Annotated in this window: 19 protein-coding genes; 13 read left to right on the plus strand and 6 right to left on the minus strand. The window is 71.0% G+C overall.

Annotated elements, in window-relative coordinates; genetic code table 11:
* Positions 1 to 135 precede the first annotated feature (135 nt).
* Positions 136 to 507 carry a hypothetical protein gene (locus AWX74_RS10220; RefSeq protein WP_091274664.1) on the minus strand — a complete coding sequence of 124 codons (372 nt, stop codon included), beginning with the start codon at positions 505 to 507 and terminating at the stop codon, positions 136 to 138.
* A gap of 338 nt (positions 508 to 845) precedes the next feature.
* Entirely contained in the window at positions 846 to 1778 is a 933-nt protein-coding gene (locus tag AWX74_RS10225; RefSeq protein ID WP_091274204.1) for a LysR family transcriptional regulator, read from the minus strand.
* Positions 1779 to 1869: 91 nt separating this feature from the next.
* On the opposite strand from AWX74_RS10225, the gene AWX74_RS10230 reads away from it, so the two are divergent.
* The 4 genes from AWX74_RS10230 (at position 1870) to AWX74_RS10245 (ending at position 7022) form a co-directional block, all read left to right on the plus strand.
* Positions 1870 to 2574, plus strand: a complete 705-nt coding sequence (locus AWX74_RS10230; RefSeq protein ID WP_091274207.1) for a succinate dehydrogenase cytochrome b subunit — start codon at positions 1870 to 1872, stop codon at positions 2572 to 2574.
* 1 nt (position 2575) lies between these two features.
* Positions 2576 to 4540 (plus strand): fumarate reductase/succinate dehydrogenase flavoprotein subunit, encoded by a 1965-nt coding sequence (locus AWX74_RS10235; protein ID WP_091274210.1) that lies wholly within the window; start codon positions 2576 to 2578, stop codon positions 4538 to 4540.
* Between the two features lie 265 nt (positions 4541 to 4805).
* On the plus strand, positions 4806 to 5549 hold the full coding sequence (locus AWX74_RS10240) for a succinate dehydrogenase/fumarate reductase iron-sulfur subunit (protein ID WP_091274213.1): 744 nt from the start codon (positions 4806 to 4808) through the stop codon (positions 5547 to 5549).
* 207 nt (positions 5550 to 5756) lie between these two features.
* Positions 5757 to 7022 (plus strand): NAD(P)/FAD-dependent oxidoreductase, encoded by a 1266-nt coding sequence (locus AWX74_RS10245; protein ID WP_091274216.1) that lies wholly within the window; start codon positions 5757 to 5759, stop codon positions 7020 to 7022.
* Positions 7023 to 7261: 239 nt separating this feature from the next.
* Here the strand turns inward: AWX74_RS10245 and AWX74_RS10250 are convergent, their stop codons facing one another.
* The 3 genes from AWX74_RS10250 to AWX74_RS10260 all read right to left on the minus strand — a co-directional run bounded on the left by AWX74_RS10250 (position 7262) and on the right by AWX74_RS10260 (position 12467).
* Positions 7262 to 8572 carry a hypothetical protein gene (locus tag AWX74_RS10250; protein WP_131799444.1) on the minus strand — a complete coding sequence of 437 codons (1311 nt, stop codon included), beginning with the start codon at positions 8570 to 8572 and terminating at the stop codon, positions 7262 to 7264.
* 98 nt (positions 8573 to 8670) lie between these two features.
* Positions 8671 to 10410 (minus strand): DUF4012 domain-containing protein, encoded by a 1740-nt coding sequence (locus AWX74_RS10255; protein WP_242666166.1) that lies wholly within the window; start codon positions 10408 to 10410, stop codon positions 8671 to 8673.
* A 224-nt stretch (positions 10411 to 10634) separates the two neighbouring features.
* Positions 10635 to 12467 (minus strand): tyrosine-protein kinase domain-containing protein, encoded by a 1833-nt coding sequence (locus AWX74_RS10260; RefSeq protein WP_091274224.1) that lies wholly within the window; start codon positions 12465 to 12467, stop codon positions 10635 to 10637.
* Positions 12468 to 12582: 115 nt separating this feature from the next.
* Here AWX74_RS10260 and AWX74_RS10265 point away from each other — a divergent pair, with 115 nt between their 5' ends.
* The gene (locus AWX74_RS10265) at positions 12583 to 14637 is read left to right on the plus strand and encodes a nucleoside-diphosphate sugar epimerase/dehydratase (protein ID WP_091274229.1); all 2055 of its coding nucleotides are present in this window, start codon (positions 12583 to 12585) and stop codon (positions 14635 to 14637) included.
* Positions 14638 to 14642: 5 nt separating this feature from the next.
* Here AWX74_RS10265 and AWX74_RS10270 read toward each other — a convergent pair whose 3' ends face one another.
* Positions 14643 to 15614, minus strand: coding sequence for an NAD-dependent epimerase/dehydratase family protein (locus AWX74_RS10270; RefSeq protein ID WP_165615554.1), 972 nt, complete (start codon positions 15612 to 15614; stop codon positions 14643 to 14645).
* Between the two features lie 279 nt (positions 15615 to 15893).
* Between AWX74_RS10270 and AWX74_RS10275 the strand changes: the two genes are divergently transcribed.
* The 8 genes from AWX74_RS10275 to fabF all read left to right on the plus strand — a co-directional run bounded on the left by AWX74_RS10275 (position 15894) and on the right by fabF (position 23637).
* Positions 15894 to 16634, plus strand: a complete 741-nt coding sequence (locus AWX74_RS10275) for a NeuD/PglB/VioB family sugar acetyltransferase (RefSeq protein WP_091274233.1) — start codon at positions 15894 to 15896, stop codon at positions 16632 to 16634.
* A 79-nt stretch (positions 16635 to 16713) separates the two neighbouring features.
* Entirely contained in the window at positions 16714 to 17469 is a 756-nt protein-coding gene (locus tag AWX74_RS10280; RefSeq protein ID WP_091274236.1) for a tyrosine-protein phosphatase, read from the plus strand.
* 192 nt (positions 17470 to 17661) lie between these two features.
* The gene (locus AWX74_RS10285; RefSeq protein ID WP_091274239.1) at positions 17662 to 18192 is read left to right on the plus strand and encodes a lytic transglycosylase domain-containing protein; all 531 of its coding nucleotides are present in this window, start codon (positions 17662 to 17664) and stop codon (positions 18190 to 18192) included.
* 21 nt (positions 18193 to 18213) lie between these two features.
* Complete coding sequence (locus tag AWX74_RS10290) at positions 18214 to 19857, plus strand: PucR family transcriptional regulator (RefSeq protein WP_091274241.1); 1644 nt, start codon at positions 18214 to 18216, stop codon at positions 19855 to 19857.
* Positions 19858 to 20064: 207 nt separating this feature from the next.
* Entirely contained in the window at positions 20065 to 21054 is a 990-nt protein-coding gene (locus AWX74_RS10295; protein WP_091274243.1) for an ACP S-malonyltransferase, read from the plus strand.
* The gene (locus AWX74_RS10300) at positions 21051 to 21989 is read left to right on the plus strand and encodes a beta-ketoacyl-ACP synthase III (protein ID WP_091274245.1); all 939 of its coding nucleotides are present in this window, start codon (positions 21051 to 21053) and stop codon (positions 21987 to 21989) included. Before AWX74_RS10295 ends, AWX74_RS10300 begins: the two co-directional genes overlap by 4 nt.
* A 176-nt stretch (positions 21990 to 22165) precedes the next feature.
* The gene (locus tag AWX74_RS10305; protein WP_006542261.1) at positions 22166 to 22414 is read left to right on the plus strand and encodes an acyl carrier protein; all 249 of its coding nucleotides are present in this window, start codon (positions 22166 to 22168) and stop codon (positions 22412 to 22414) included.
* Positions 22411 to 23637 carry a beta-ketoacyl-ACP synthase II gene (gene fabF / locus AWX74_RS10310; protein ID WP_054564923.1) on the plus strand — a complete coding sequence of 409 codons (1227 nt, stop codon included), beginning with the start codon at positions 22411 to 22413 and terminating at the stop codon, positions 23635 to 23637. Before AWX74_RS10305 ends, fabF begins: the two co-directional genes overlap by 4 nt.
* The last annotated feature ends 244 nt before the right edge of the window (positions 23638 to 23881 follow it).

Consider the following 23881-nt stretch of genomic DNA (forward strand, 5'->3'; position numbering starts at 1 on the left):
CCGGAACGACGAAAATCCTTCGCTCTTGCGACTCGCCAAACCGGGCCACCCGCGCGGCGGTGACCTCGGCTCAGGCCCGGCGAGCCCTCACCTCGGGTAGCGGCAGGTCCTCGGCCACCGCGCCGCGTCCGCCGCTCAGATGTCGAGGGACGACTCGATGGTGCGCAGCCGGTGCCGGGCCATCGCGAGGTTGGCGCGCGACTTGTCGAGGACCAGGTAGAGGAACAGCCCCCGCCCGGTGTGGCTCTGCAGCAGGCGGATCAGGTGGTACTGCCGCCCGAGGGTGATCAGGATGTCCTCGACGGTGTCGGCGAGCCCCAGGCTCTCCATCGTCCGGATCTTCGCCCGGATCAGGTCGGTGTTGCCGGCGGCGGCCACCTCCAGGTCGAAGCTGTGGCTGCTGCCCAGGGTGCCGAGAGTCATCCCGCTGGTGAAGTCCACCAGGGCGACCCCGATCGCACCCTCGGTGGCCATTGCCTCCTTGAGGGCTACGTCGACGCTGTTCACAGTTCCTCCCGCACGAGTCTCCCGAGCGTTCGGAGCGTCTCGCTCCGAGAGCTCCCATGAGCTTTCCGGCTGCGCCGGTGCGGCGACGGCCACGGCCACCGTCGACCGCCCGGTCCGGGTGCTCTCCGCCCGCCGGCGCATCCCGGCCCACAGGCCGATGCGCTCGGCCCGATCACCGAGCACGGTCACGACCACGCACCCACCTTCGGGTGCACGAATCCGTCACCCACCGCCAGAAGCTCCGATCTCGGCAACGCTAGCCAGATCCGGATCACCAGCGAACGGCAATGATCACAACTAAGTAAAAAATCTGACCGTATGACGCAGGTCCGCGACGGTCAGTCCGGCAGCAGATCGGTTCCAGGCGGGAGGGTTCCGGCCGCGGCTGTGCTCTTCAGGTAGGCCCGCAGGCTGCGCCGCAGCTCACGGGCCGCCTGCGGCGGCTCGACATCGCGCCGGTGCGCGAGCCCGATCGTCCGGTGCAGGCCCGGCGGGGCGAACGAGGTGCTGCGCAGCCGCTGCCGCCGGGCGACCATGCTCGGGATGACGGCCGCGCCCAGACCGGCCTCGACGAAGCCGACGACCGCGTCCATCTCCCCGCCCTCGATGGCGAACGTCGGCTCGAACCCGCCCAGCCGGCAGGCCCCGACAGTGAACTCCCGCAGGTCGTAGCCGCGGCGGAACATCACCAGTGGCCGCCCGCGCAGGTCGCCCACCCGCAGCTGACCGTCTCGTGCGGGTGGCGGCGAGTTCTCCGAGGTGACCAGGACGAGGTCCTCGCGCAGCAGCGGAGTCGTCGACAGTGCCGGGTCCGAGCTGTGCAGCGGCAGGATGATCAGCGCGAGGTCCAGGTTCCCCTGCGCGAGGTTACGGACGAGGTCACGGGAGCCGCCCTCCTCGACGATCAGCCGGATGCCGGGGTACTCCCGGTGGAAGGCGTACAGCACGTCGGGCAGGAAGCCGGTGCACAGGCTGGGCGTCGCGCCCAGCCGGACGGTGCCGGTGCGCAGGTCCAGCAGCTCCTGCACCTGGCGGCGGGCCGTCTCGGTGTCGGCGAGGATCCGACGTGCCAGCGGCAGCAGGGTCTCACCCGCCACCGTCAGTGTGATGTTCCCCCTCATTCGGTTGAAGAGTGGACTTCCCAGCTCCTGTTCCAGGGCACGGATCTGTTGCGAGAGGGAGGGCTGCGCCACGTGCTCACGCTCTGCCGCATGAGTGAAATGCCTGGTCTCGGCGACGGCGACGAAATACGCAAGCTGATGAAGCTGCACACCTAAGAGTAGCCGAGGATAGGCAGAGGCTATCGAGCTCAGGTCCATCATGTCTTGGACCACTCGGGAACTTATCCCTAGGGTTCGCAGCGTGGCTGTAACGAACGACGCGCGGCCTACGTCCCCCGTAGGCATCTTCTGGCGGTCGACCATCGGCAAGAAGGCCGTGATGGCCGTCACCGGAGCAGTGATGCTGCTCTATCTACTCGTCCATATGCTGGGCAACCTGAAGATCTTCTTCGGTCGCACCAGCTTCGACGAGTACGCGCACTGGCTGCGCACGATCGGCGACCCCGCGCTCCACGGAGCCTGGTTCCTCTGGATCATGCGGGCCGTCCTGACGGTGGCAGTCGTGCTGCACGCGACGTCGGCCTACCAGCTCAGCCGGCGTGACCTCAAGGCCCGGCCGCAGAAGTACTCACACCGGCAGCGCCTCGAGGCCAGCTACGCCGTGAACACGATGCGGTATGGCGGCATCGTCCTCGCCCTGTTCATCATTTACCACCTCCTCGACTTCACGGCTCTGACGCTGAACCGCAACGGAGTCGAAGGCGCCGCGTACGACAACGTGGTGTCCAGCTTCTCCGTGTGGTGGGTCACACTCTTCTACATCATCGCCATGCTAGCGCTCGGACTACACATCCATCACGGATTCTGGAGCGCTGCTCGTACCCTCGGCGTGCACAGCGCGGCCCGGGAGAAGAACCTGAAGATCGCCGCGACCGTTCTGGCGGTTCTCATCTCGGCGGGCTTCATGGTCGTTCCCATCGCCGTGCTGGCCGGATTGGTGGACTGAGATGCCTGAGACGACGTCTCTCGGCTCCGGCGGAAGCGCCTACTGGACGGTCGGCGACGACATCGCCGACACCGCCGCACCCGACGGCCCGATCGAGACCCGCTGGGACCGCCGCAAGTTCGCCGCCAAGCTGGTCAACCCCGCCAACCGCCGCAAGCACACCGTGATCGTGGTGGGCACCGGCCTCGCCGGCGGCGCGGCCGGCGCGACGCTGGCCGAGCAGGGTTACAACGTCATCCAGTTCTGCTTCCAGGACTCGCCCCGGCGCGCGCACTCGATCGCCGCGCAGGGCGGCATCAACGCGGCGAAGAACTACCGCAACGACGGCGACTCCGTCTACCGGCTGTTCTACGACACGGTCAAGGGCGGCGACTTCCGCGCCCGCGAGTCGAACGTCTACCGGCTCGCCCAGATCTCGACACAGATCATCGACCAGTGCGTCGCGCAGGGTGTGCCGTTCGCCCGCGAGTACTCCGGCCTGCTCGACACCCGCTCCTTCGGCGGTGTGCAGGTGCAGCGGACGTTCTACGCCCGGGGCCAGACAGGCCAGCAGCTGCTGATCGGCGCCTACCAGGCGCTGTCGCGCCAGATCGACGCCGGCAACGTGGAGATGCACCCCCGGACCGAGATGCTCGACCTGATCGTCATCGACGGCCGGGCCCGTGGCATCGTCGCCCGTGACCTGGTCACCGGCGAGATCACGCCGTACCTGGCGGACGCGGTCGTGCTCGCCACCGGCGGCTACGGCAACGTCTTCTTCCTCTCCACGAACGCCAAGGGGTCCAACACCACGGCGACGTGGCGGGCGCACCGGCGCGGGGCGCACTTCGCCAACCCCTGCTACACGCAGATCCACCCGACCTGCATCCCCCGCTCCGGGGAGTACCAGGGCAAGCTCACGCTGATGAGCGAGTCGCTGCGTAACGACGGCCGCATCTGGGTGCCCAAGCAGAAGGGCGACACCCGCTCGCCCGACCAGATCCCCGAGGCCGAGCGCGACTACTACCTGGAGCGGATCTACCCGGCGTTCGGCAACCTCGTCCCGCGTGACATCGCGTCGCGTGCGGCGAAGTACCAGTGCGACGACGGCCGCGGTGTCGGCCCGGGTGGCCTCGGTGTGTACCTGGACTTCGCCGACGCGATCAAGCGCATGGGCGAGGACAAGGTCCGCGAGAAGTACGGCAACCTGTTCGAGATGTACGACCGGATCACCGGCGAGGACCCGTACAAGGTCCCGATGCGGATCTACCCGGCCGTCCACTACACGATGGGCGGGCTGTGGGTCGACTACGACCTGCAGAGCTCCATCCCGGGCATGTTCGTCATCGGTGAGGCGAACTTCTCCGACCACGGCGCGAACCGCCTCGGCGCCAGCGCCCTCATGCAGGGCCTGGCCGACGGCTACTTCGTGCTGCCCCCCATGCTCGGCAACTACATCGCCAGCACCAAGCTGGGCTCGGTCAGCCTGGACGACCCCGCGGTGACGTCCGTCCTCGGTGAGGTCACCGGCCGGCTCGGCCGGCTGCTGGAAGTCAACGGCGATCGCACGCCCGACTCGTTCCACCGCGAGCTCGGTGACATCATCTGGAACGAGTGCGGCATGGGCCGCACCGAGGCGGGCCTGCGCAAGGCGCTCTCCCGCATCCCGGAGCTTCGCGAGGAGTTCTGGCGGCGGGTGAAGGTGCCGGGCGACTCCGGCGAGCTGAACCAGTCGCTGGAGAAGGCGAACCGGATCGCGGACTTTCTCGAGTTCGGCGAGCTGCTGTGCATCGACGCCCTGCACCGCGCCGAGTCCTGCGGTGGGCACTTCCGCGAGGAGAGCCAGACCCCGGACGGCGAGGCACTGCGCGACGACGAGAACTTCGCGTACGCGGCGGCGTGGGAGTACACGGGCGGGGCCCCGGTGCTGCACCGGGAACCGCTCCAGTTCGACTACGTCCACCTGGCCCAGCGCAACTACTCGTGATCCTCGCTGCCGGCCGTCGCCCGGCCGCCCCCGTCGGGGCGGCATGGTGGCGGCCGGCTCCGGGGGCACCCACTCCGGGGGCACCAGCTCCGGAGGCCACTGGGGGGATCACTCCGGGGGCACTGACTCCGGGGGCACCAGCCGCCTGTGCATCCGCCCCTGCCCCTGTTCCCTGCCATCCGCTTCCACAGCGCCGCAGGCGGCGCGATCACGGACGTCCGCATGCCGCGCGACGAGCCACACAGCACTCGAAGGAGCCCCGACCGTGAACCTCACCCTTCGGATCTGGCGGCAGCGCGGCCCGGAGGACCGCGGTGCCATGGTCACCTACGAGCTGGCCGATGTCAGCCCGGACATGTCGTTCCTTGAGATGCTCGACGTGCTCAACGAGCGGCTCATCCTCGAGGGCGAAGACCCGGTGGCCTTCGACCACGACTGCCGCGAGGGCATCTGCGGCATGTGTGGCGTGGTCATCAACGGCCAGGCGCACGGCCCGCGGGACCGGACCACCACCTGCCAGCTCCACATGCGCGAGTTCGCCGACGGCGACGTCATCGACGTCGAGCCGTGGCGCGCGGCCGCCTTCCCGGTGGTGCGCGACCTGGTCGTCGACCGTTCCGGTTTCGACCGGATCATCGGCTCCGGCGGTTACATCTCGGTCGTCACCGGCAGCGCGCCCGAGGCGCACGCGACGCCGGTGCCGAAGCCGATCGCCGACGCCGCGTTCGACAACGCGACCTGCATCGGCTGCGGTGCCTGCGTGGCGGCCTGCCCGAACGGCTCGGCGATGCTGTTCACCTCGGCCAAGGTCACCCACCTCAACCTGCTGCCGCAGGGCGCGCCGGAGCGCGAGAGCCGGGTGCGCGACATGGTCGCGCAGATGGACGAAGAGGGCTTCGGCGGGTGCACGAACACCGGCGAGTGCACCGTCGCCTGCCCGAAGGGCATCCCGCTGACCAGCATCGGCAACCTCAACCGCGAGTACCTGCGGGCCCTGACCAAGCGGTAGCCAGCCGCGGCCTCGGTCGCACCCGCACCCGCACAACCCCGCCCACGGGCGGCGACAGGCACGGAGCGTGCCGGCCGCCGCCCGTGGGCGGGCCCTTTTGGGCCAGCTCACCCGGGCCGGACGGCTGAACCGCCCGTGCGGGGGAACATCTGGGGCGTGGACCCTCGTCCCCCGTCTGGTTTGTCTGTTGATCCGCGCCCGGATCAGGTGGCGGTCGTCGGTGCCGGCATGGTCGGCCTCTGCACGGCCTGGTACCTGCAGGAACGCGGTGTGGGCGTCACGGTCCTCGAACGTGACCGGGTGACGCCCGGTCCGGTGCACGGCGGCGCCGGTGCGTCCTGGGGCAGTGCCGGATGGCTCACTCCGGGTCTGGCCACTCCACTGCCCGAACCGGCGGTGCTGAGCTACGGGCTGCGGATGTTCCTGCGCCCGGACTCCCCCGTGTTCCTGCCGCCCGCCGCCGACCCCGTTCTCGCCCGCTTCCTCGCCGGGTTCGTCCGGCACAGCACCCAGGCCCGCTGGCGCCGGGCGATGCGCGCCCTCTCTCCGCTCACCCAGCGCAGCCTGGAAGCCTTCGACGAGCTCGCCGACGGCGGGGTCGCGGCACCGACCAGGGCAGCCGCCCCGTTCCTGGCCTGTTTTCAGGACCGGGCCGGCGCCGAGGCGTTCCGCACCGAGCTCGACGAGGTGCGCCACTGCGGCCAGCCCGTCGACGCCGAGGATCTCGACCCGCTGGCGGCCCGGGACCTGGCACCGCTGCTGTCCGACCAGATCACCGACGTGATCCAGATCCACGGCCAGCGTTACTGCGATCCCGGCCGGTTCGTGGCCGCGCTGGCCGATGCCGTGCGCGAGCGCGGTGGGGTCATCCGGGAAGGCATCACCGTCGACAAGGTCATCGACCTGGGCTCCCGGGTGGTGCTGACCATGGCCGACCATGCCAGTCCGCCGGTGCGGTTCGACGCGGTGGTGCTGGCGGGCGGGGCCTGGCTGTCGCCGCTGGCGGCCCGGTTCGGCGTGCGGACCGTCGTGCAGGCCGGACGCGGCTACAGCTTCAGCGTCGCGGTGAAGGAGCCGCCCACCGGGCCGCTCTACTTTCCCGGCGCCCGGGTGGCGTGCACACCGATCGGCGCCGAGCTGCGAGTCGCCGGAATGATGGAGTTCCGCCGACCGGACGCACCGCCCGACCCACGCCGCATCGACGCGATCGTCACGGCCGCGCGCAGGCTGCTGCGCGGTGTCGATCTCGACGCCCGCGCCCTGGAGTGGATGGGGCCACGGCCATGCACCCCGGACGGGCTCCCCCTCATCGGGCCGACGCTCTCGCCGCGGGTACATGTGGCCGGGGGGCACGGCATGTGGGGCATCACCCTGGGGCCGATCACCGGCCGGCTGGTGGCGGAGACGCTCGTCGACGGGCGCCTGCCCGCCGAGCTGGCTCCGTTCGATCCGCTGCGCCGTGGTTCCCGCTGATCGTCGCTGACCGGCGACGGCTGGCATGGCGACGGGCCGCCCGCGCTCTACGCGGGCGGCCCGTGCCTTTCATGGGTGGCACCGGATGCACCGTGAATCAACCAACGGTTCCGGTTGTCCTGACCACGGCCCGTGGCCGCGTGTCCGCGCCACGGCTGCGGACGATCGTCCTCAGTCGCCGGGTTGGATCATTCCACCCTGGGGATGTGGTCTCTGTCCCCGCTGGTTATCCGTCCAGGTCAGCCCTGCACCCGGCCGGCCAGCCGACGCCGCCGGGCGGCAACCCGGAGCAGGACACCGCCACCGAGCAGCGCGATCGCGATCGACATCATCGCGCCGGTCTCGACACCGGTGAAGGGCAGCGCGCCAGCGCCAGCGCCAGCACCGGCACCAGCCGCACCGACCCCGGCTCCACCGACGCCCACACCGACGACTCCACCAGCGATGATGCAGTCACCGTCCCGGCGCCGGTCCTTGTCGTTGAACAGACCATCCTTGTCGTTGAACTGGCCGTCCTTGTCGTTGAAGCGGCCGTCCTTGTCACCGTCGGCCAGCGGAGTGACCACCGGGGCGGCAAGGCCGTCACGGTGCACGCGGTCCTTGTCGTTGAAATCCTTGTCGTTGCGGATGTTCTTGTCGTCGAAGTCCTTGTTGCGGTCCTTGTCGAAGTCCTTGTTGCGGTCCTTGTCGAAGTCCTTGTTGCGGTCCTTGTCGAACCCGTCACCGAAGCAGGAACCGTTCCCGTCCCTGAACCGGTCCTTGTCGTGGTCCAGGCCCCAGCGGACCCAGTCGCTGATCAGATCAGCCGCCACGATCGGGTCGATCCCACCCTGGCCGATACCGATGACGGTGACCTTGGCGGTGACGACCCGGGTCTTCTTCCACGGATGGACGACGGACGCGAGCCCACCCGGCGAGTCCTCGGCCGGGCTGTCCACCGTGGCGGGTGGCTGGACGTCGCTGGTGGTCGGCGGAACGTCGACCACCGGGCCGCCCACGTCCGGGCCGCCGAGCGATGCTCCGTCGACGGGCAGATCGTCCGCCGGCGGCGTGCCCTCGTCGTCGAAGCCGTCGTCGAACCCGTCACCGAAGCCGTCGCCGAAGCCGTCGTCGAACTCGTCGCCGGCCGGGTCAGCGAACGTGTCGCCGCCGGCCGAGTCGGAGAACTCCTCGTCGTCGGCGCCCGGGAACGCCGTCGTGGGCCCGCCCGCCACACCCACGCCAGTGAGAATGTGGGTGCCCACGGTGCCGGGCGTGATCTGCTGGCTAAAGAGCCCGGAGCCGTTCACGGAGGCCGAGATGGTGCTGACTCCGTCGATCTGAATATCGACTGATGTGTTAGGCGCGAATCCACATCCACTGAAGGTCGTGTGCTCACCCAACAGGAGAAGGGATTTGGTGACATGACCTTCCCCGCTGTCTCCGGCACAGGAGACGGGTGGGTAGGGTCTGTCCTTGTCATCGAATGCCGTCGCCGGAGAAGCCGGCAGCGCAGCGAGCGCCAGCCCGCCGCCCGCTACCAGCGCGACGCCGAGAGTTCGGAACTTCATTCAGATACTCTCCCTGCGGGTGATCAGTTCAAGCAGTCGGATGATTGACTACGGGGAGACTACAGAGAGTTACTCTCCGTGTCTACGACCCGCAGCCGTCATCCAATAACTCTCCGTGACCACGGTCGCTCCACAGGAAGCCCCTCTACCACGAGGCGCTCGGGAAACGTCAGAGGCTGACTACGGAGAGTCAGCACAGGTCCGGCCGAAGGCTCCAGCACCCGGACCCGCAGCGTCCGAGTCTGCTCCCGGTCAACCGTCAGATAGCTCGACAGGACTGGGCGCCCCTTCTCCTCCCCCACCGCCAGCGAGATCGGCTTCCCGTCGACGCTGGCATCGACGAGCACGCTCCCGCGCCCGGTATAGAGGGAGATCCAGATGTTGTTCTGCGCCCCTTCATTACGCCAGCCGGGGATGTCGACGTCTCCGCGGTTGCGGACGTAATCGCTGAGACCCTCCGGTGCGGCGTTCGTCAGCGAAACAGTGATCGTCGCAAGTCCGGTTCCGTCCGGCCGGCGGTCGATGCGGTACTCGGTACTGCGCCGTAGCCAGAAGTCGAGCTTGCTCGCCGACGCGTTCTGGGTCACCACTCCCAGGAAAGGCCCGGGAACATCCAGCAGTGCCCCACCGAGTGCGGTCGTCGAAAGCGTCGCCTCCTCCTCGGCGTGGTTACTTGACACCAGCAGGCGCCCTTCGCCGGCGGCACGCGCCAACGCCCGGAGGAGTTTCGCGGTGTCACCCGCGGAACCCCCGCCGGTGACCACAGCCTGATAAACGGCCTCCCCGACCGAGGCGAAGAACTCGTCGCGCCGGTGGACATCGTCGATCTGCGCATAGACCCGGGACTCGACCAGTTCGACCAGTTGATCGGCCCGCACCGTCTGGCCGTCCGGCAGGACCGCCGGGCCGGTCACGGCCAGCAGGTAGGCCAGGGTCGTCGGGTCGAGGCTGATCGTCCCGTCCACCGCCTTACCCGTACCAGACCGGTAGAGCGCGGAGTAGAGCTGCCCCGCCGTCGGATAGTCCGGCGTGAGGTTCGCGTTCGCCCACACCCGGGCCGGCCAGAACTGGCCGTAGCGGGTCGCGAACTCCGCGGGCAGTTTCATGGCCGGTCGCAGTTGTGTCGGACCGCCCGGCAGGTTCCCGTTACCGGAGATGTCGTCGAGCTCGAGCCGGCCACGGGTGGCCGTCAGCACGCCGAACCCGCCGATGATGCCGCCGTTCGCACGTGACTCGGCCGGGTTCTGCACAACCAGCAGGTAGCGGCGCTGCCCGCTCGCGCCGAGCAGATCCGGGCCCAGCCGGGTGGCGAGCACCAGGCTGTCCAGGACGCCGTGCAGCTTCTCGCCGGTCGCGGCCGCCTCGCTCCGGGCCGCGTCGACGCCCAGCTGATCACCGAGGCCGTCGCAGGGCGACACCCGCCGCACCGCGTTCTCGAACGAGGTGACCGCCACGCGCGCCCGCTCGGCGGGAGCCCGGGCCGAGGCCAGCGCCGTCACGTTGATCGCCGTACCCGACCGCAGGGTGCTGGGGTCCAACCGGTTCCCCAGCTCGACGACCGGCCCCAGCGCGTTCGTCGCCACCCCGTCCAGCGCGGCGGCGAGCGCTGCACTGGAACGCAGCGGGCAGCCCGCGAACGGGAGATGCCCGGCCAGCGACCACAGCGGGTCGGACGTCAGTGACCGGGCCGAGTTCGTCCGCGCGACGATCTCGTCCATTGTTCGGCGCAGGTCCGCCGCCCCGGGGACAGCGCCGCCCGAAAGCGCGGACTGCAGCCCGGTGATCTGGGCCCGGGCGGCCTCCAGCTGCGACCGGGCGAGCAGTCCGCGCACACCCACCCAGGCACCGGCAGACACCACCACGGCAAGCAAAGCGGCGGCCAGGATGAACCGTCGCCGCGGGTGTTGCAGTCGGCCCCGGCCGCCTCTCGGGCGTCCGGGGCCATCCCCTCCCACCGGCTCCCCTGCGGGCCTTGCCGTCTCCCGCACCGGCGGCGCGGTCCGCGCCGCCGGCAGTGCCGACGGCGCGGACGGCTGCTCCGCTCCCCCCGTCGGCGGCTCCGTCACCGGCCCGCCGGGTGGTCCGGATAGTCGGCCGTGCCGTAGGCCAGCGGTGCCGTGGGTTCATCCGGCTGCCGTTGCGCGGCGATCTCGACCGCCGGGGAATCCTCGGCGCTCACCTGATCCGTCCCCTCCGCCGCCGCCGACGTCGCTGACTGCGTGGACGGCTCCGGGGCCGAACGCGGCTTTGATCGGGAGCCTCGACGGCCGCCGAGCCGGCTGTCAGCCTCGACCGCGGCCCTGGTCGCCGCCTTGCGCGCAGCCGCCGTCGGCTTGGCGGCGCGGCCATCGGCCACCCGGGTGTCGGACGACCCTCCGTCGGCCGGCCTGCTGTCGGCCGGCCTGCCGTCGGACGACGACGTGCCCGCCGCGGAGGTGGCCCGAACCCGGCCCTGGGCCGGGATGGCGGGCGACAACTCGTTCGGGATGCCGGCCTCCCCGCGGGAACGCAGGTGCCGAGGATGCGGGGCATAGATCTCGTAGTCGCCGTAGTAGTGAGAGTTGGCGCCCTTTGTCGGCATCATCGTGAGCACGGTGCCGAGCAGGTTCGCGTCCACTGCCCGCAGCGCCCCGACCGCCCGGCGCAGCTGCTCACGGCGCGTCCGGCCGGTACGGGCGACGAGCAGCGCACCATCCACACGGGTGGCCAGAACGGCGGCGTCCGTCACCGGCAGCAGGGGCGGCGTGTCGATCAGGACGATGTCGAAGCGACTGTCGAGAACCTCGAGCAGCTCCGCCATGTTGCGCGAGCCGAGCAGCTCACTCGGGTTCGGCGGGACGGGGCCGCTGGGCAGAATCTCGATCCGTCCGTCACCAACCCGGCCCTCGCCCCAGGGCTGGAGCACGTCGTCCAGCTCCGCGGCGCCGATCAGCACCGACGTCAGCCCCGCCGCGGACTCGATTCCCAGGTACTCACCGAAGGACGGTCGCCGCAGGTCGCCTTCGACCAGGCACACGCGCGCCCCGCCCTGGGCGAGGGCGATCGCGAGGTTGCAGACGGTCGTGCTCTTGCCCTCCTGCGCGACCGAGCTGGTCACCAGGATCGACCGCGGGCCGGTGTCGATGTTGACGAACTGCAGGTTGGTACGGAGCTGGCGGAAAGCCTCCGCGCGCCGCGAGTGAGGACTGAGGTGGACGATCAACGGGTGGCGGCCGGCATCCGAGTCGTAGCCGATCATGCCGAGGGTCGCGGCGCCCGTGATCACGCTCGCGTCGGAGTCCCCGCCGATGCTGGTGTCGAGACGGTGCCGGCCGATGCCGGCGGCAATCCCGACGATCACGCCCAGGAACAGGCCGATGGCCACGTTGCGGACGGGCTGCGGAGAGATCGGTGCGGTCGGCACCTTGGCTCGTTCCCACACCCTCACATGCACCGACGGTGGCTCGTCTTCGGCCGGCCGTTCGATCCGCTCGACCGCCGCGGAGAAGGCCTCGCCGACACTGTCCGCGATCGACTTCGCCCGCTGGGGGTCGGCGTCATGCACAACCGCCCGCAGCAGGACGGTGTCCGGCACGGCCTGTGCCTCGATCCGCGCGCTCAGAGCGGCAGGGCTTTCCGCCAGGTGGAGCCGGGCGATCACATCACTCGCGACCCGCTCACTGGCGACGAGGTTGGCGTACGACTTGACCCGTTGCTGCGAGAGTAGCCCGCCCTGGTACGCGCTCGCTGCGTTCGCGGCCTCCTCGGAGGAGGAGACCACCATCGTCACCGAGGCCGCGTACATCTTCGTCTGACGCCAGCTGGTCGCCGCCGCGAGCAGACCGCCCAGCAGCACACACGCCAGCACAAGCAACCAACTTCGACGCAGGACGTGCACATATTCGCGCAGTTCCACTCGTCGACCGCCTTCCCGGGAAGCTCACCCGAACACTCACCGTGACACTCAGCAAACGCAACTTACCAATTGGTAGTCGGTCATTTACCCACAGCCACAGTTACTCTGTGGACTCATGTGGAGACGTACAGTAGACGGGCCGCGTCACGGTCTGTGGACGACAGGCCTGGCACAGCGCGTGTCGCGGCTCAATCTCCGTCAACGTGTCGGCCTGCAGATCGCTCTGGACGTCTGCTCGCTGGCATTCGGCCTCATCGCGGCACAGGTCGGACGGCTCGACCTGGATCCGGCCGCACTCGCGGACCCCGACTTCTGGGTCATTCTCTTTCTCGCGCTGTGCCTGCTGCACTTCCTGGGCACCGCGCTGCACCTTTACCTCGGCCGGTACCGGTTCGGCGGATTCGACGAGATTCTGGGCATTGTGATCGCGGTTGCACTCACCGTGGCCGGAGTACTGGCGGTCGTTCTCGCATTCGGTTCACCACGCCCGATTCCGCTGAGCGTCCCGCCGCTGGGCGGCGCGGTGACCCTGGTACTGATGTTCGGCATCCGCTATCTGTGGCGGCGGATCGAGGAGCGGCTGCGCCGGCCGTCGCCGGAGGCCGCCGAGCCGGTGATCGTCTTCGGCGTCGGCGACGGCGGCCAGCTGGTGATCGCCGCGATGCTGCGCACACCCGACAGCCCCTACCTACCGGTGGCGCTGCTCGACGACGACCCCAGCACCTGGAACCTGCAGCTCTCCGGGGTCCGGGTCCGCGGCGGGAGGGAGGCCATCCCCGCCGTAGCCGCGGCGACGGCGGCCCGCACGCTGCTCGTGGCGATCCCGAGCGCCGACGCCGCCCTGCTGCGGGAGATCAGCGCGCTCGCCGAGTCGGCCGGGCTCGCCGTGAAGGTGCTCCCTCGGGTCGTCGACCTGATCGACGGCACCGTCGGTGTCGGCGACATCCGTGACCTGGACCTCGCCGACCTGCTCGGGCGCCGCCAGGTCCAGACCGACATGACGGCCGCCAGGGCGTACCTGGCCGGCCGGCGGGTGCTCGTGACCGGCGCGGGCGGATCGATCGGTTCCGAGCTGTGCCGACAGATCCATGCGTTCGACCCAGCAGAGCTGATCATGTTGGACCGTGACGAGTCCGCGCTGCGCGCGGTCCAGCTCTCCCTGCATGGCCGGGCGATGCTCGACGACGACTCCACTGTTCTCGCCGACATCCGGGACGTCGATCTGATCACCAGCCTGTTCGAGCGGCGTCGGCCGGAGGTCGTCTTCCACGCGGCGGCCCTCAAGCATCTGCCCCTGCTGGAGCGCTTTCCCGGAGAATCCGTCAAGACGAACCTCTGGGGAACGCTGAACGTTCTGGAGGCCGCGGCGGCCAGCGGGGTGCTGCGGCTCGTCAACATCTCGACCGACAAGGCCGCGAACCCGGGAAGCGTGCTCGGCTACTCGAAACGGATCACCGAGCGGCTGACCGCGCACATCGCCGCACGGGCCACCGGCGTGCTGGTCAGCGTCCGCTTCGGCAACGTGCTCGGCAGCAACGGATCGGTTCTGACGGTGTTCGCGGGCCAGCTTGCCGCCGGCGGGCCGCTGACCGTCACCGACCCGGAGGTCACCCGGTACTTCATGACCATCCAGGAAGCCGTCCAGCTCGTCCTGCAGGCCGCGGCGCTGGGCTCGCCCGGCGAGGCACTCGTCCTCGACATGGGGGAACCGGTCCGTATCGCGGACGTCGCCCGCCGGCTCGCGCTGCGGGCACCCAAGCCGGTCGGCATCGTGTACACCGGCCTCGGCGCGGGCGAGAAGCTGCACGAGGATCTGCTCGGCGCCGACGAGCTCGACACCCGACCGCGTCACCCGCTGATCTCACAGGTCCCGGTGCCACCGCTGGACCCGGCGAACGCCTGGTCCGTCGACCCGTACGCCGAACCGGACGTGCTGCGCGCCGCCCTCGCCGAGCTCGCCACCAGCTACCACACCGCCAGCCACCACACCGCCGACCAGCTCGCCGCGGACACGCTCGCCGCCAACCCGCGCCGTTTCGAACCACACGTCTGCGAACCACACGTCGCGGAGCACGGGCTCGGCATCCCGGCGCCCCGGCGGCCGGCCACCCCCGAACGGACGGCTGCTCCCGAGCCGGCGGGAGCGGGAGACGGGAGCCCGGCGCGGTAGATCGATCAGCGGCGCGGGCCACCGACAACGCGAGTCGTGCCGGCCGCGCTCTCATGCAGGCGGGCCCGGTGCCAGTGGGCCGTCGCGGCAAGGCTCGCACGCAGGTCCTGGCCCTCGACAGCACCGAAAAGCGACCGCATGACGTCCGTGTTGGCGCGCGAGTGGCGGATGTCCCCGGTGCGGGGAGCACTGTGGGCGACCTCCAGCCGACGCCCGAGGACCACCTCCAGGTGGCCGACCAGCGACAGCAGGTCCGTCCTGCTCCCGAAGGCGAGGTTGACCGGCCCGGGGTGGGTCATCCGGCGCCAGGCCGCCTCCGCGAGCAGCTCGGCGACCGCGCCCACATAGGTGAAGTCCCTGGTCTGACGTCCGTCGCCGTGCACGTTCAGCGGACGGCCGCGCAGCGCCGCGTCGATGAACGACGGAATCACGGCGGCATGCGCCGCCCGGGCCGACTGGTTCGGGCCGTAGACGTTGAACAGCCGCACGACCAGCACGGGGAGCCCGAAACTCGCCTGGTGGCCGAGCGCGTAGGCCTCGGCGGCCAGCTTGCTGGCCGCGTACGGGCTGCACGGCCAGGGCGGATCGGACTCGGCACAGGGGCGGCCGTCACGGTCGCCGTAGACCGCCGACGAGGACACGATCACGGCGTGCGTCTCGCTGCGCTGCGCGACGTCGAGCACGGTGAGCGTGCCCGTCGCGTTGACGTGGTGGGTGGCCAGCGGGTCGAGCAGCGATCTCTCGACGGACGGCCGCTCCGCCAGGTGCACGATGCTGGCGGCCCCGGTGCAGGCCTCCTCCATGAGCTCCCGGTCGGTGACGCTGCCCAGGACGAGCTTCACCGACAGCCCGGTCAGGTTCGACCGGGCACCGGTGCTCAGGTCGTCAACGACGACCACCTCGCAGCCGCGGGCGAGCAGCGCCCTGGTCAGGTGGGCGCCGATGAAGCCGGCACCGCCGGTCACCACGACCCTCACCGAGCCCGCCCCACCGGTTCCACGCGTCCCACCTGCATCGTCCGGATCACTCCCTGCGAAGCGCCTGGGCCCTGAGGTCAACCAGCCCCGCGCATATCTGGACACCATAAGAAGTCGACCGAACACTCATAGTAGTAGCGCGGCGGCACCATTCCCGAGAAGCGCATCCCGACCGGCCCGACACGTCCACCCGATGCGCACGAACGGCATCTTCACTCGCACTTTGACTACTCAGAGTGTCCGATTGAACGAGAGCGGTCATCGCTCTACGGTCGCCCCGTGTCCGACGACCGACGCCAGCTCGTCATCGTGGGAGCCGGCGGTCACGGCCGCGAGCTCCTGGACCTCGTCGAGGCGATCAACGCCGCCGCCGCCGAGGATGTCTACCGCTTCCTGGGGTTTCTCGACGACGGCGAGGTCGACCCCGACCCACTCGCGCGGCGCGGAACCGCGGTGCTCGGCGGGCTCGACCTGCTGACCCGGCTGGAGGCCGACTACCTGATCGGTGTCGCCGCCGGTGCGTCGCGCGCACGCATCGACCGCTACGCGAGCGCCTGTGGCCGCCGCCCGGCGACCCTCGTCCACCCCCGTGCCTACCTCGGCGGCGACGTCAAGCTCGGGCCCGGAACCATCGTCTGCGCGCTCGCCAGCCTCACGACCAACATCGAGACCGGCCGGCACGTGGTCGTCGACATCGGCGCCGGGGTGGCCCACGACTGCCGCCTCGGCGACTACACGACCGTCGCCTCGGGCGCCCGTCTCGGTGGCGCGGTCGAGGTGGCCCCCGAAGCATGGGTCGGCATGCAGGCGAGTGTCGTGCGCGGCACCCGGATCGGTGCCGGCGCGGTCGTCGGCGCGGGCGCCGTCGTCACCGAGGACGTACGGCCGGGGCTCGTCGTGGCCGGCGTCCCGGCGCGCCCCATCGACGCGTCGGACGGCCGCGTCTCCGAAGCGCGCCCCCCGATCGTCTCGCCGCGAAAGCCCGAACCCGAGCCGGGCGCCCCACGGGCCGACCTGTAGGGCCTGTTCCCTCCCACAGGCCAGGGTCAGGCCTGCCACGAGGCCAGAACGGCGACGAGAATGGCTCTATGATCAACGGGTGCATCGGTGGTTCGATCTCGCAGGCGCCGACAACACCCGTGACCTCGGCGGGATGCCGACATCCAGTGGCAGGCTGACCCGCCGCGGTGTGCTCCTGCGCAGCGACACGCTGCAGGAGCTCACCCCGGCGGATGTGGTGCGGCTGCGCCAGACCTTCGGCCTGCGCACCGTTCTCGACCTGCGGGCCGAGGAGGAGGTGGCGCACGAGGGGCGCGGGCCGTTGGAGTTCGAGAGCGTCGTCTACCACCACCTTTCGTTCCTGCCGGGCCAGTGGGTGATGCCGGGCGACCCGCGGCACGCGGCCATCGTCGTGGATCTCGACTCGGCCGCTCGGGTCGAGCGCTACCTGGGCTACCTGCGGCTGGCCGGGGACGCCGCGGCACGCGCCGTCCGCCTGCTCGCCCAGCCGACGACCGGGCCGGCGCTGTTCCACTGCGCGGCGGGCAAGGACCGCACGGGCGTGCTGGCCGCGCTCGTGCTCGACATCGTCGGGGTCGACCGGGAATCGATCATCAGCGACTACACGCTGACCAACGAACGGATCGCGCTGGTCGACGCGCGGCTGGCGCGACGCCCCTCCTACCGCCGGACCGACAACGCGATCACGGTGGACAGTCTGAGCTGCCGACCGGAGGTGATGCGCGGCTTCCTCGAAGCCGTCGACCGGATCTGGGGCGGGCCGACGGCATGGGCGCTGCACGCCGGGGTCACCGAGGCCGACCTGCACTCGCTGCGGACCCGCCTTGTCGAGTGAGGGTGTCGTTCCGCCGCGTCGACGCCGGCCGGCGCGACAGGTGCCGGCGCGATGCACGCAAGGCAGACGTGCGCAGGGCAGACGTGCGCCGGGCAGACGTGCGCCGAGCCGCCTGCTGCCGTGCCACGGCTGTAACCCGAAAGTTCCCGACCACACGGACACATCGCCGAGGCGGAACCGACAATGAGGGGCATGATCCGGCGCGCACCTGCCCCCGCGGTTCTGATCACCATCATCGTGATCTCCCTGCTCTCGGGCTGCAGCCACATCTTCGACCGGTCCTTCGAGGACGTGCCCGCCGACCTCGTTCCGGTTTTCCAGGCCGCCGCCGCCACCTACGGAGTGCTGACGGCGGCCCAGCTCGCCGCCCAGGCCAGGGTGGAGAGCAGCTTCGACCCGCGGGCCGTGTCGCACGCCGGCGCCCGCGGAATGATGCAGTTCCTGCCCACGACCTGGGCGCAGTTCGGCGTCGACGGCAGCGGCGACGGGCTGGCCGATCCGCTGGAACCACGGGACGCGATCCCGTCCGCCGCGAACTACGAGGCCCACCTCGCCGAGTCCCTGGCAGATCTTCCCGGCGACCGCATCTCGCTGATCCTCGCCGCCTACAACGCCGGCCCGGTCGCCGTCCGCACCGCTGGGGGCATCCCGGACTTCGACGAGACCCGGGCCTACGTCGCACGGGTGCATGACTGGGCAGCCACTTACTCCGACCAGCTCTGACGGCATGTCATCCTGGATGTCGTGGCGGTCGACAAGGCAGGCGAGGTAGGCGAGGCGTCCCCGGGCAGCAGGCTCGGCCCGGCCGCCGCACTCGACCGCGCCCCGTCCGCAGGTGTGCGGGCCGACGAACCCCTGGCGGAGCCGCCACTGCTGCCGCCGTCGCTCTCCCCCGCGACTTCTGCGTCCTTCTCCTCGTCCACCCCGGTGTCGTCCACCGCGGGCCCTGGTCACGTGACCACACCGGCCTGGCAACCCGACAGCGACGCCGACGGCGGTGACGGCAGCAGCGCGGCGAGCGGCGAGCGGCGAGCGGCGGGCGCCTCCGGCGGCGGGCCGGCGCACGCCCGTGGGACGACCGACGAGGTGATCCGCCGGGTCGAGCGGGCCAGCGGGCATCTCGCGGCCCGGGCCGCGGCCCGGATGACCGAGGTGCTTCCCTGGTATCCGGGGATGTCCGCGCGCCACCGCGCTGACATCCAGCTGGTCGTGCAGGCCGGGATCTCCTCCTTCGTGGCCTGGTGCCGGCGCCCCGAGCATGCCCGGGAACTGTCCGGCGACGTCTTCCGGGTGGCGCCCCGCGAGCTGGTCCGCGCGGTCACCTTCCGCCGCCTCGTGGACCTGGTGCGGGTCGCCGTCGAGGCGATCGAGGTGGAGGTACCCGCCCTCGCCGGGCCGGAGCACGAGCAGTACCTGCTTGCGGACGTCCTGCGCTACTCCAGGGACATCGCCTTCGCCGGCGCGGTGGTCTACGCGCGGGCCGCCGAGGAACGCGGGGCCTGGGACGCACGGCTCGAGGCCCTGGTCGTCGACCAGGTCGTGCGCGGCGATGTCGACCGCAGCCTGCCGTCCCGGGCCGCGGCGGTCGGCTGGCGCAACCCACCGGCGGTCACCGTCGTGGTCGGTCCGGCACCGCCGACGTCCCCGGAGGCCGCGGTGGACGAGGTCCACCGGCGAGCGCGGGCCGCCGGGCTCGAAGTGCTCGCCGGTGTGCACCACAACCGGCTCGTGATGGTGGTCGGCGGGGCCTTCGGCCCGGCCGGCGGGGATTCCCACGCCGCCTCCGCCGCGGCGGGCGGTACCGGAGCCGGCCCGGCGGACGGCGCAGCCGGTGGCTCGGGCACCTCGGGCGCCTCGGGTGGTGGCGCCGGCCACGGCGGCGCCGAGACCGCACTCGACGCCGGCCGGGCCCTGCTGCCGTCGTGCGGCCCCGGCCCGGTGGTGGTCGGGCCGATCGCCGCGGATCTCACCGGAGCCCCGGACTGCGCCCGCGCGGCGCTCGCCGCCGCGGATGTCGTCGGCGCCTGGCCCGCCGCGCCGCGCCCGGTCTCGGCGAGCGCGTTGCTGCCCGAGCTGGCCCTGGCCGGCGATCCGGAGGCGCGCCAGAGCCTCATCCGAAAGGTGTATCTGCCGCTACAAAACGCCGGCAGCCCGCTGTTGGAGACCGCCGGCGCATACCTCGACTACGGCGCGTCGCTGGAGGCGACCGCCCGGGCCCTCTACCTTCACCCCAACACGGTGCGTTACCGACTACGCAAGGCCGCGGATCTCTGCGGGCTCGACCCGGCCGATCACCGGGAGCGATTCGTCCTGCACATCGCCCTTGTTCTCGGCCGTCTCGACGGTGCGCAACCTACAGATCGCCCCGGACCACGACCCCGTCCGTGACCGCCCCAACCGGCTGGCGCCGGCGGTGCGACAACGGTCACAGCAAGCAGATTTACTGCCGGGTCACCGCATTACAACCAGGTGACCCGCACCAGGACTAACGTACCGTCGGCGCCGGCCCTTTGTAGGGCATCCACAATGAGCTGACGAGACATCGGTGACTCGTCACCAGCGACAACGACCGGCCACACGGGGTTAGGTGGATACGTGCTCGCGATCCTCGCACCGGGACAGGGTGCTCAGACGCCTGGACAGCTACGTCCATGGCTGGAGCTCGACGGCGTCGAGTCCCGGCTCCGCTGGTACTCCACCGCGGCCGGGCTGGACCTCATCGACCTCGGCTGCGAAGCAGACGCGGACACCATCAGGGACACCGCCGTCGCCCAGCCACTGATCGTCGCGAACGGCCTGCTGGCCGCCGAGCGGCTCGGCCTGCTGCCGGCATCGCCGGCCATCGCCGCCGGCGGGCAGGCGCTGGTCGCCGGGCACAGCGTCGGCGAGATCACCGCCGCCGCGATCGCCGGGTCCCTCACCCCGGAGGCCGCCCTGCTCTTCGTCGGGCTGCGTGGCCGCGCGATGGCCGAGGCCTCGGCGCGGACGCCGACCGGCATGACCGCGCTGCTCGGCGGTGACCCGGAGGAGATCGCCACCGCGGTGGAGGCGCTGGGCCTGACCGCCGCGAACCGCAACGGCGCCGGGCAGATCGTCGCCGCCGGCACCCTGGCGGATCTCACCCGGCTTGCCGACACCCCGCCCCCCGGAGCGAAGCTGCGTCCGCTGTCAGTCGCCGGCGCGTTCCACACCCAGCACATGGCGCCCGCCCGCGACGCGCTGCGCGCCGTCGCCCCGGGAATCCAGCCCGGTACGCCGGCACTCGGCCAGCTCTCCAACGCGGACGGCGCACTCGTCCACGACGGAGCCGACCTGGTCGCCCGGCTGGTCACCCAGGTCGCCGCGCCGGTGCGGTGGGACCTGTGCCTCGCCGCCATGCGGGAAGCCGGCGTCACCGCGGTGATCGAGCTTCCGCCCGCCGGGACGCTGGCCGGCATCGCCCGCCGTGAGCTGCGTGGAGCGAAGATCGTCGCGGTGAAGACACCGGCAGATCTCGACGCGGCCCGCGAGCTCGTCGCCGAGCACCTGCCCGCCGCCGCGGCGGTGCCCGCCCAGGCGGCCCCGCTGGTCGGGGCGAGCTCATGACCGGCGCGGGAATGCTGGGGCTGGGTACCTACCGGCCGGCCCGGCTGGTCACCAACGACGACCTCACCCGCCAGGTCGACACCTCCGACGCGTGGATCCAGACCCGGACCGGCATCGCGACGCGGCGCATCGCCGACAGCGAGGAGTCGACGGTCGTGATGGGCGCCAACGCCGCGGAGAAGGCGCTGGCCGCCGCGGGGCTGGCGGCCGCGGACGTCGACGCCGTCATCGGCGCGACCTGTACCGCGCCGTCACAGATCCCGGGAACCGCGCCACAGATCGCCGCTCGTCTCGGTGCGTCCAGCGCCGGCACCTTCGACATCAACGGCGGCTGCGCCGGTTTCTGCTACGCGGTCTCCACCGCCGCCGACATGGTGCGGGCCGGCAGCGCGCGGCACGTCCTGGTCGTCGCGACGGAAAGGCTCTCCGACTACACGGACTGGAGCGACCGCTCCACCTGCATCCTGCTGGCGGACGGCGCCGGATCGGTCGTGATCGGCCCGGCCGACGCCGACCGGATCGGCCCGGCCGTCTGGGGGCACGACGGCTCGCGGCCGGAGGCGATCCAGGTTCCCGGGCGCGGTGACAACGCCTTCCGGATGGAGGGCCCGGCGGTGTTCCGCTGGGCTATCTCGCTGGTCCCCACCTTGCGCACGGTCTGCGAACGGGCCGGAATCGCGCCCGAGGATCTCGCCGCGATCGTGCCGCACCAGGCAAACCTGCGTATTGTCGAGGCGCTCGCCGGCGGCCTCGGCGTGCCCGACGTGCCGATCGCCCGCGATGTGGTGGACTCCGGCAACACGTCCGCAGCCAGCATCCCCCTCGCACTTGACCGGATGATGGAAGCCGGCGAGGTGGTCTCGGGAGACCCGGTACTGCTGTTCGGCTTCGGCGCCGGCCTGACCTACTGCGGGCAGGTGGTTCGATGCCCCTGAACACCATGTCCCCGGGTGCGTCGACTGCCCCCGAGCACCCGTTCCCCTGTGTCATCGCCCCCGTGACGAGGCACCGCACGCACCATCGCTGACCGGGCCGGCCCACCTGGGGCCGACCGTCAGCCGCCGGCTCGACCGGTTCGCGTAACCAGCATCCCGCAACCAGGAGGAAAGCAATGTCGCAAGCGGATATCCTCGACGGCCTCGCCGCGATCCTCGAGGAAGTCGCCGGTGTCGAGCCGGCGGACGTCACCGCCGACAAGACCTTCATCGACGACCTGGACGTCGACTCCCTGTCCATGGTCGAGGTCGTGGTGGCGGCCGAGGAGAAGTTCGGCGTGAAGATCCCGGACGAGGACGTCAAGACCCTCAAGACCGTCGGTGACGCCGTCTCCTACATCCAGCGGGCGGGTGTCGCCGCGTGACACCCACCCCCAGGCAGGTCGTCGTCACCGGCCTCGGGGCAACCACTCCCCTCGGCGGCGACGTGCCGTCCACGTGGGAGGGGCTGCTCTCCGGCCGCTCCGGCGCGCGTCGCCTGACCGAGGACTGGGTCGAACAGCTCCCCGTCCAGATCGCCGCCCCGTTGGCCGTGGAGCCTCCGCTGGGGCGCGTCGAGGCGAGAACCCTCGACCGCAGCCAGCAGATGGCACTGGTGGCCGCACGGGAGGCGTGGGCTGACGCGGGCTCGCCGGAGGTCGACTCCGAGCGGCTGGCGGTGTGCGTCGCGTCGGGGATCGGCGGCGTGCTCACTCTCCTGCACCAGCACGACGTGCTGCGGGAGAAGGGGCCGCGGCGGGTCTCCCCGCACGTCGTCCCGATGCTGATGCCGAACGGCCCGGCGAGCACGGTTGGCCTCGCGTTCGGCGCCAAGGCCGGTGTGCACGCTCCGGTCAGCGCCTGTGCCTCCGGCTCGGAGGCGATCGCGCTGGCGCTGGACATCATCCGCGCCGGGCGGGCGGACATCGTGATCGCCGGCGGCACGGAAGCGGCGATCGCCGCGCTGCCGATCGCCGGCTTCGCCCAGATGCAGGCGCTCTCCAAGCGCAACGACGCGCCGGAGACCGCGTCGCGGCCGTTCGACAAGGGCCGGGACGGCTTCGTGCTCGGTGAGGGCGCGGCCGTTCTCGTGCTGGAGTCCGCGGAGCACGCCGCCGCCCGGGGAGCGCGGGTGCTCGGCACCCTCGCCGGCGCGGGTATCAGCTCGGACGCCTACCACGTGGCCGCGACGGATCCGACCGGTGCGGGTGCCGCCCGGGCGGTACGGGCGGCACTGCGCTCGGCCTCGCTGGAGCCCACGGATGTGATCCACATCAACGCGCACGCCACGTCGACGCCGATCGGCGACGTCGCCGAGGGCGTGGGCCTGCGGCTGGCGCTGGGTGACGCCCTCGACTCGATCGCGGTGACCTCGACGAAGTCGATGACAGGTCACCTGCTCGGGGCGGCTGGCGCGCTGGAGGCCGTGGTCACGCTCCTCTCGCTGCGCGAGCGGATCGTTCCGGCGACGCGCAACCTCGACGCGCTCGACGACGAGATCGCTCTCGACGTCGTGAGCATCGACAACCGTGAGCTCGGAACAGGCGCCGGGCTGTCGAACTCGTTCGGGTTCGGCGGGCACGACGTCTGCCTCGCCTTCACGGTGTAACAGAATCACGACGCAAGACGGATTCACGGTGTGACAGAGTTCGGCGTCTTCCCAGGGCATCATGCCGACGTACCGGCGACGGCATGCCTGGGAAACCCGGACACGCATCTGTCAACGCACGGTTTCGCATGACAACACAGCTTTTCCGCTTTACCGAGCCTTTTCCATCATCGACGCTGAACCTGCCTCAACAGCATTCGACAGATGTGGGAAGGAAAAGGCTCACAGCACGGCTTCTCCGGCT

The organism is Parafrankia irregularis (genome assembly GCF_001536285.1).
Taxonomy (GTDB): Bacteria; Actinomycetota; Actinomycetes; order Frankiales; family Frankiaceae; genus Parafrankia; species Parafrankia irregularis.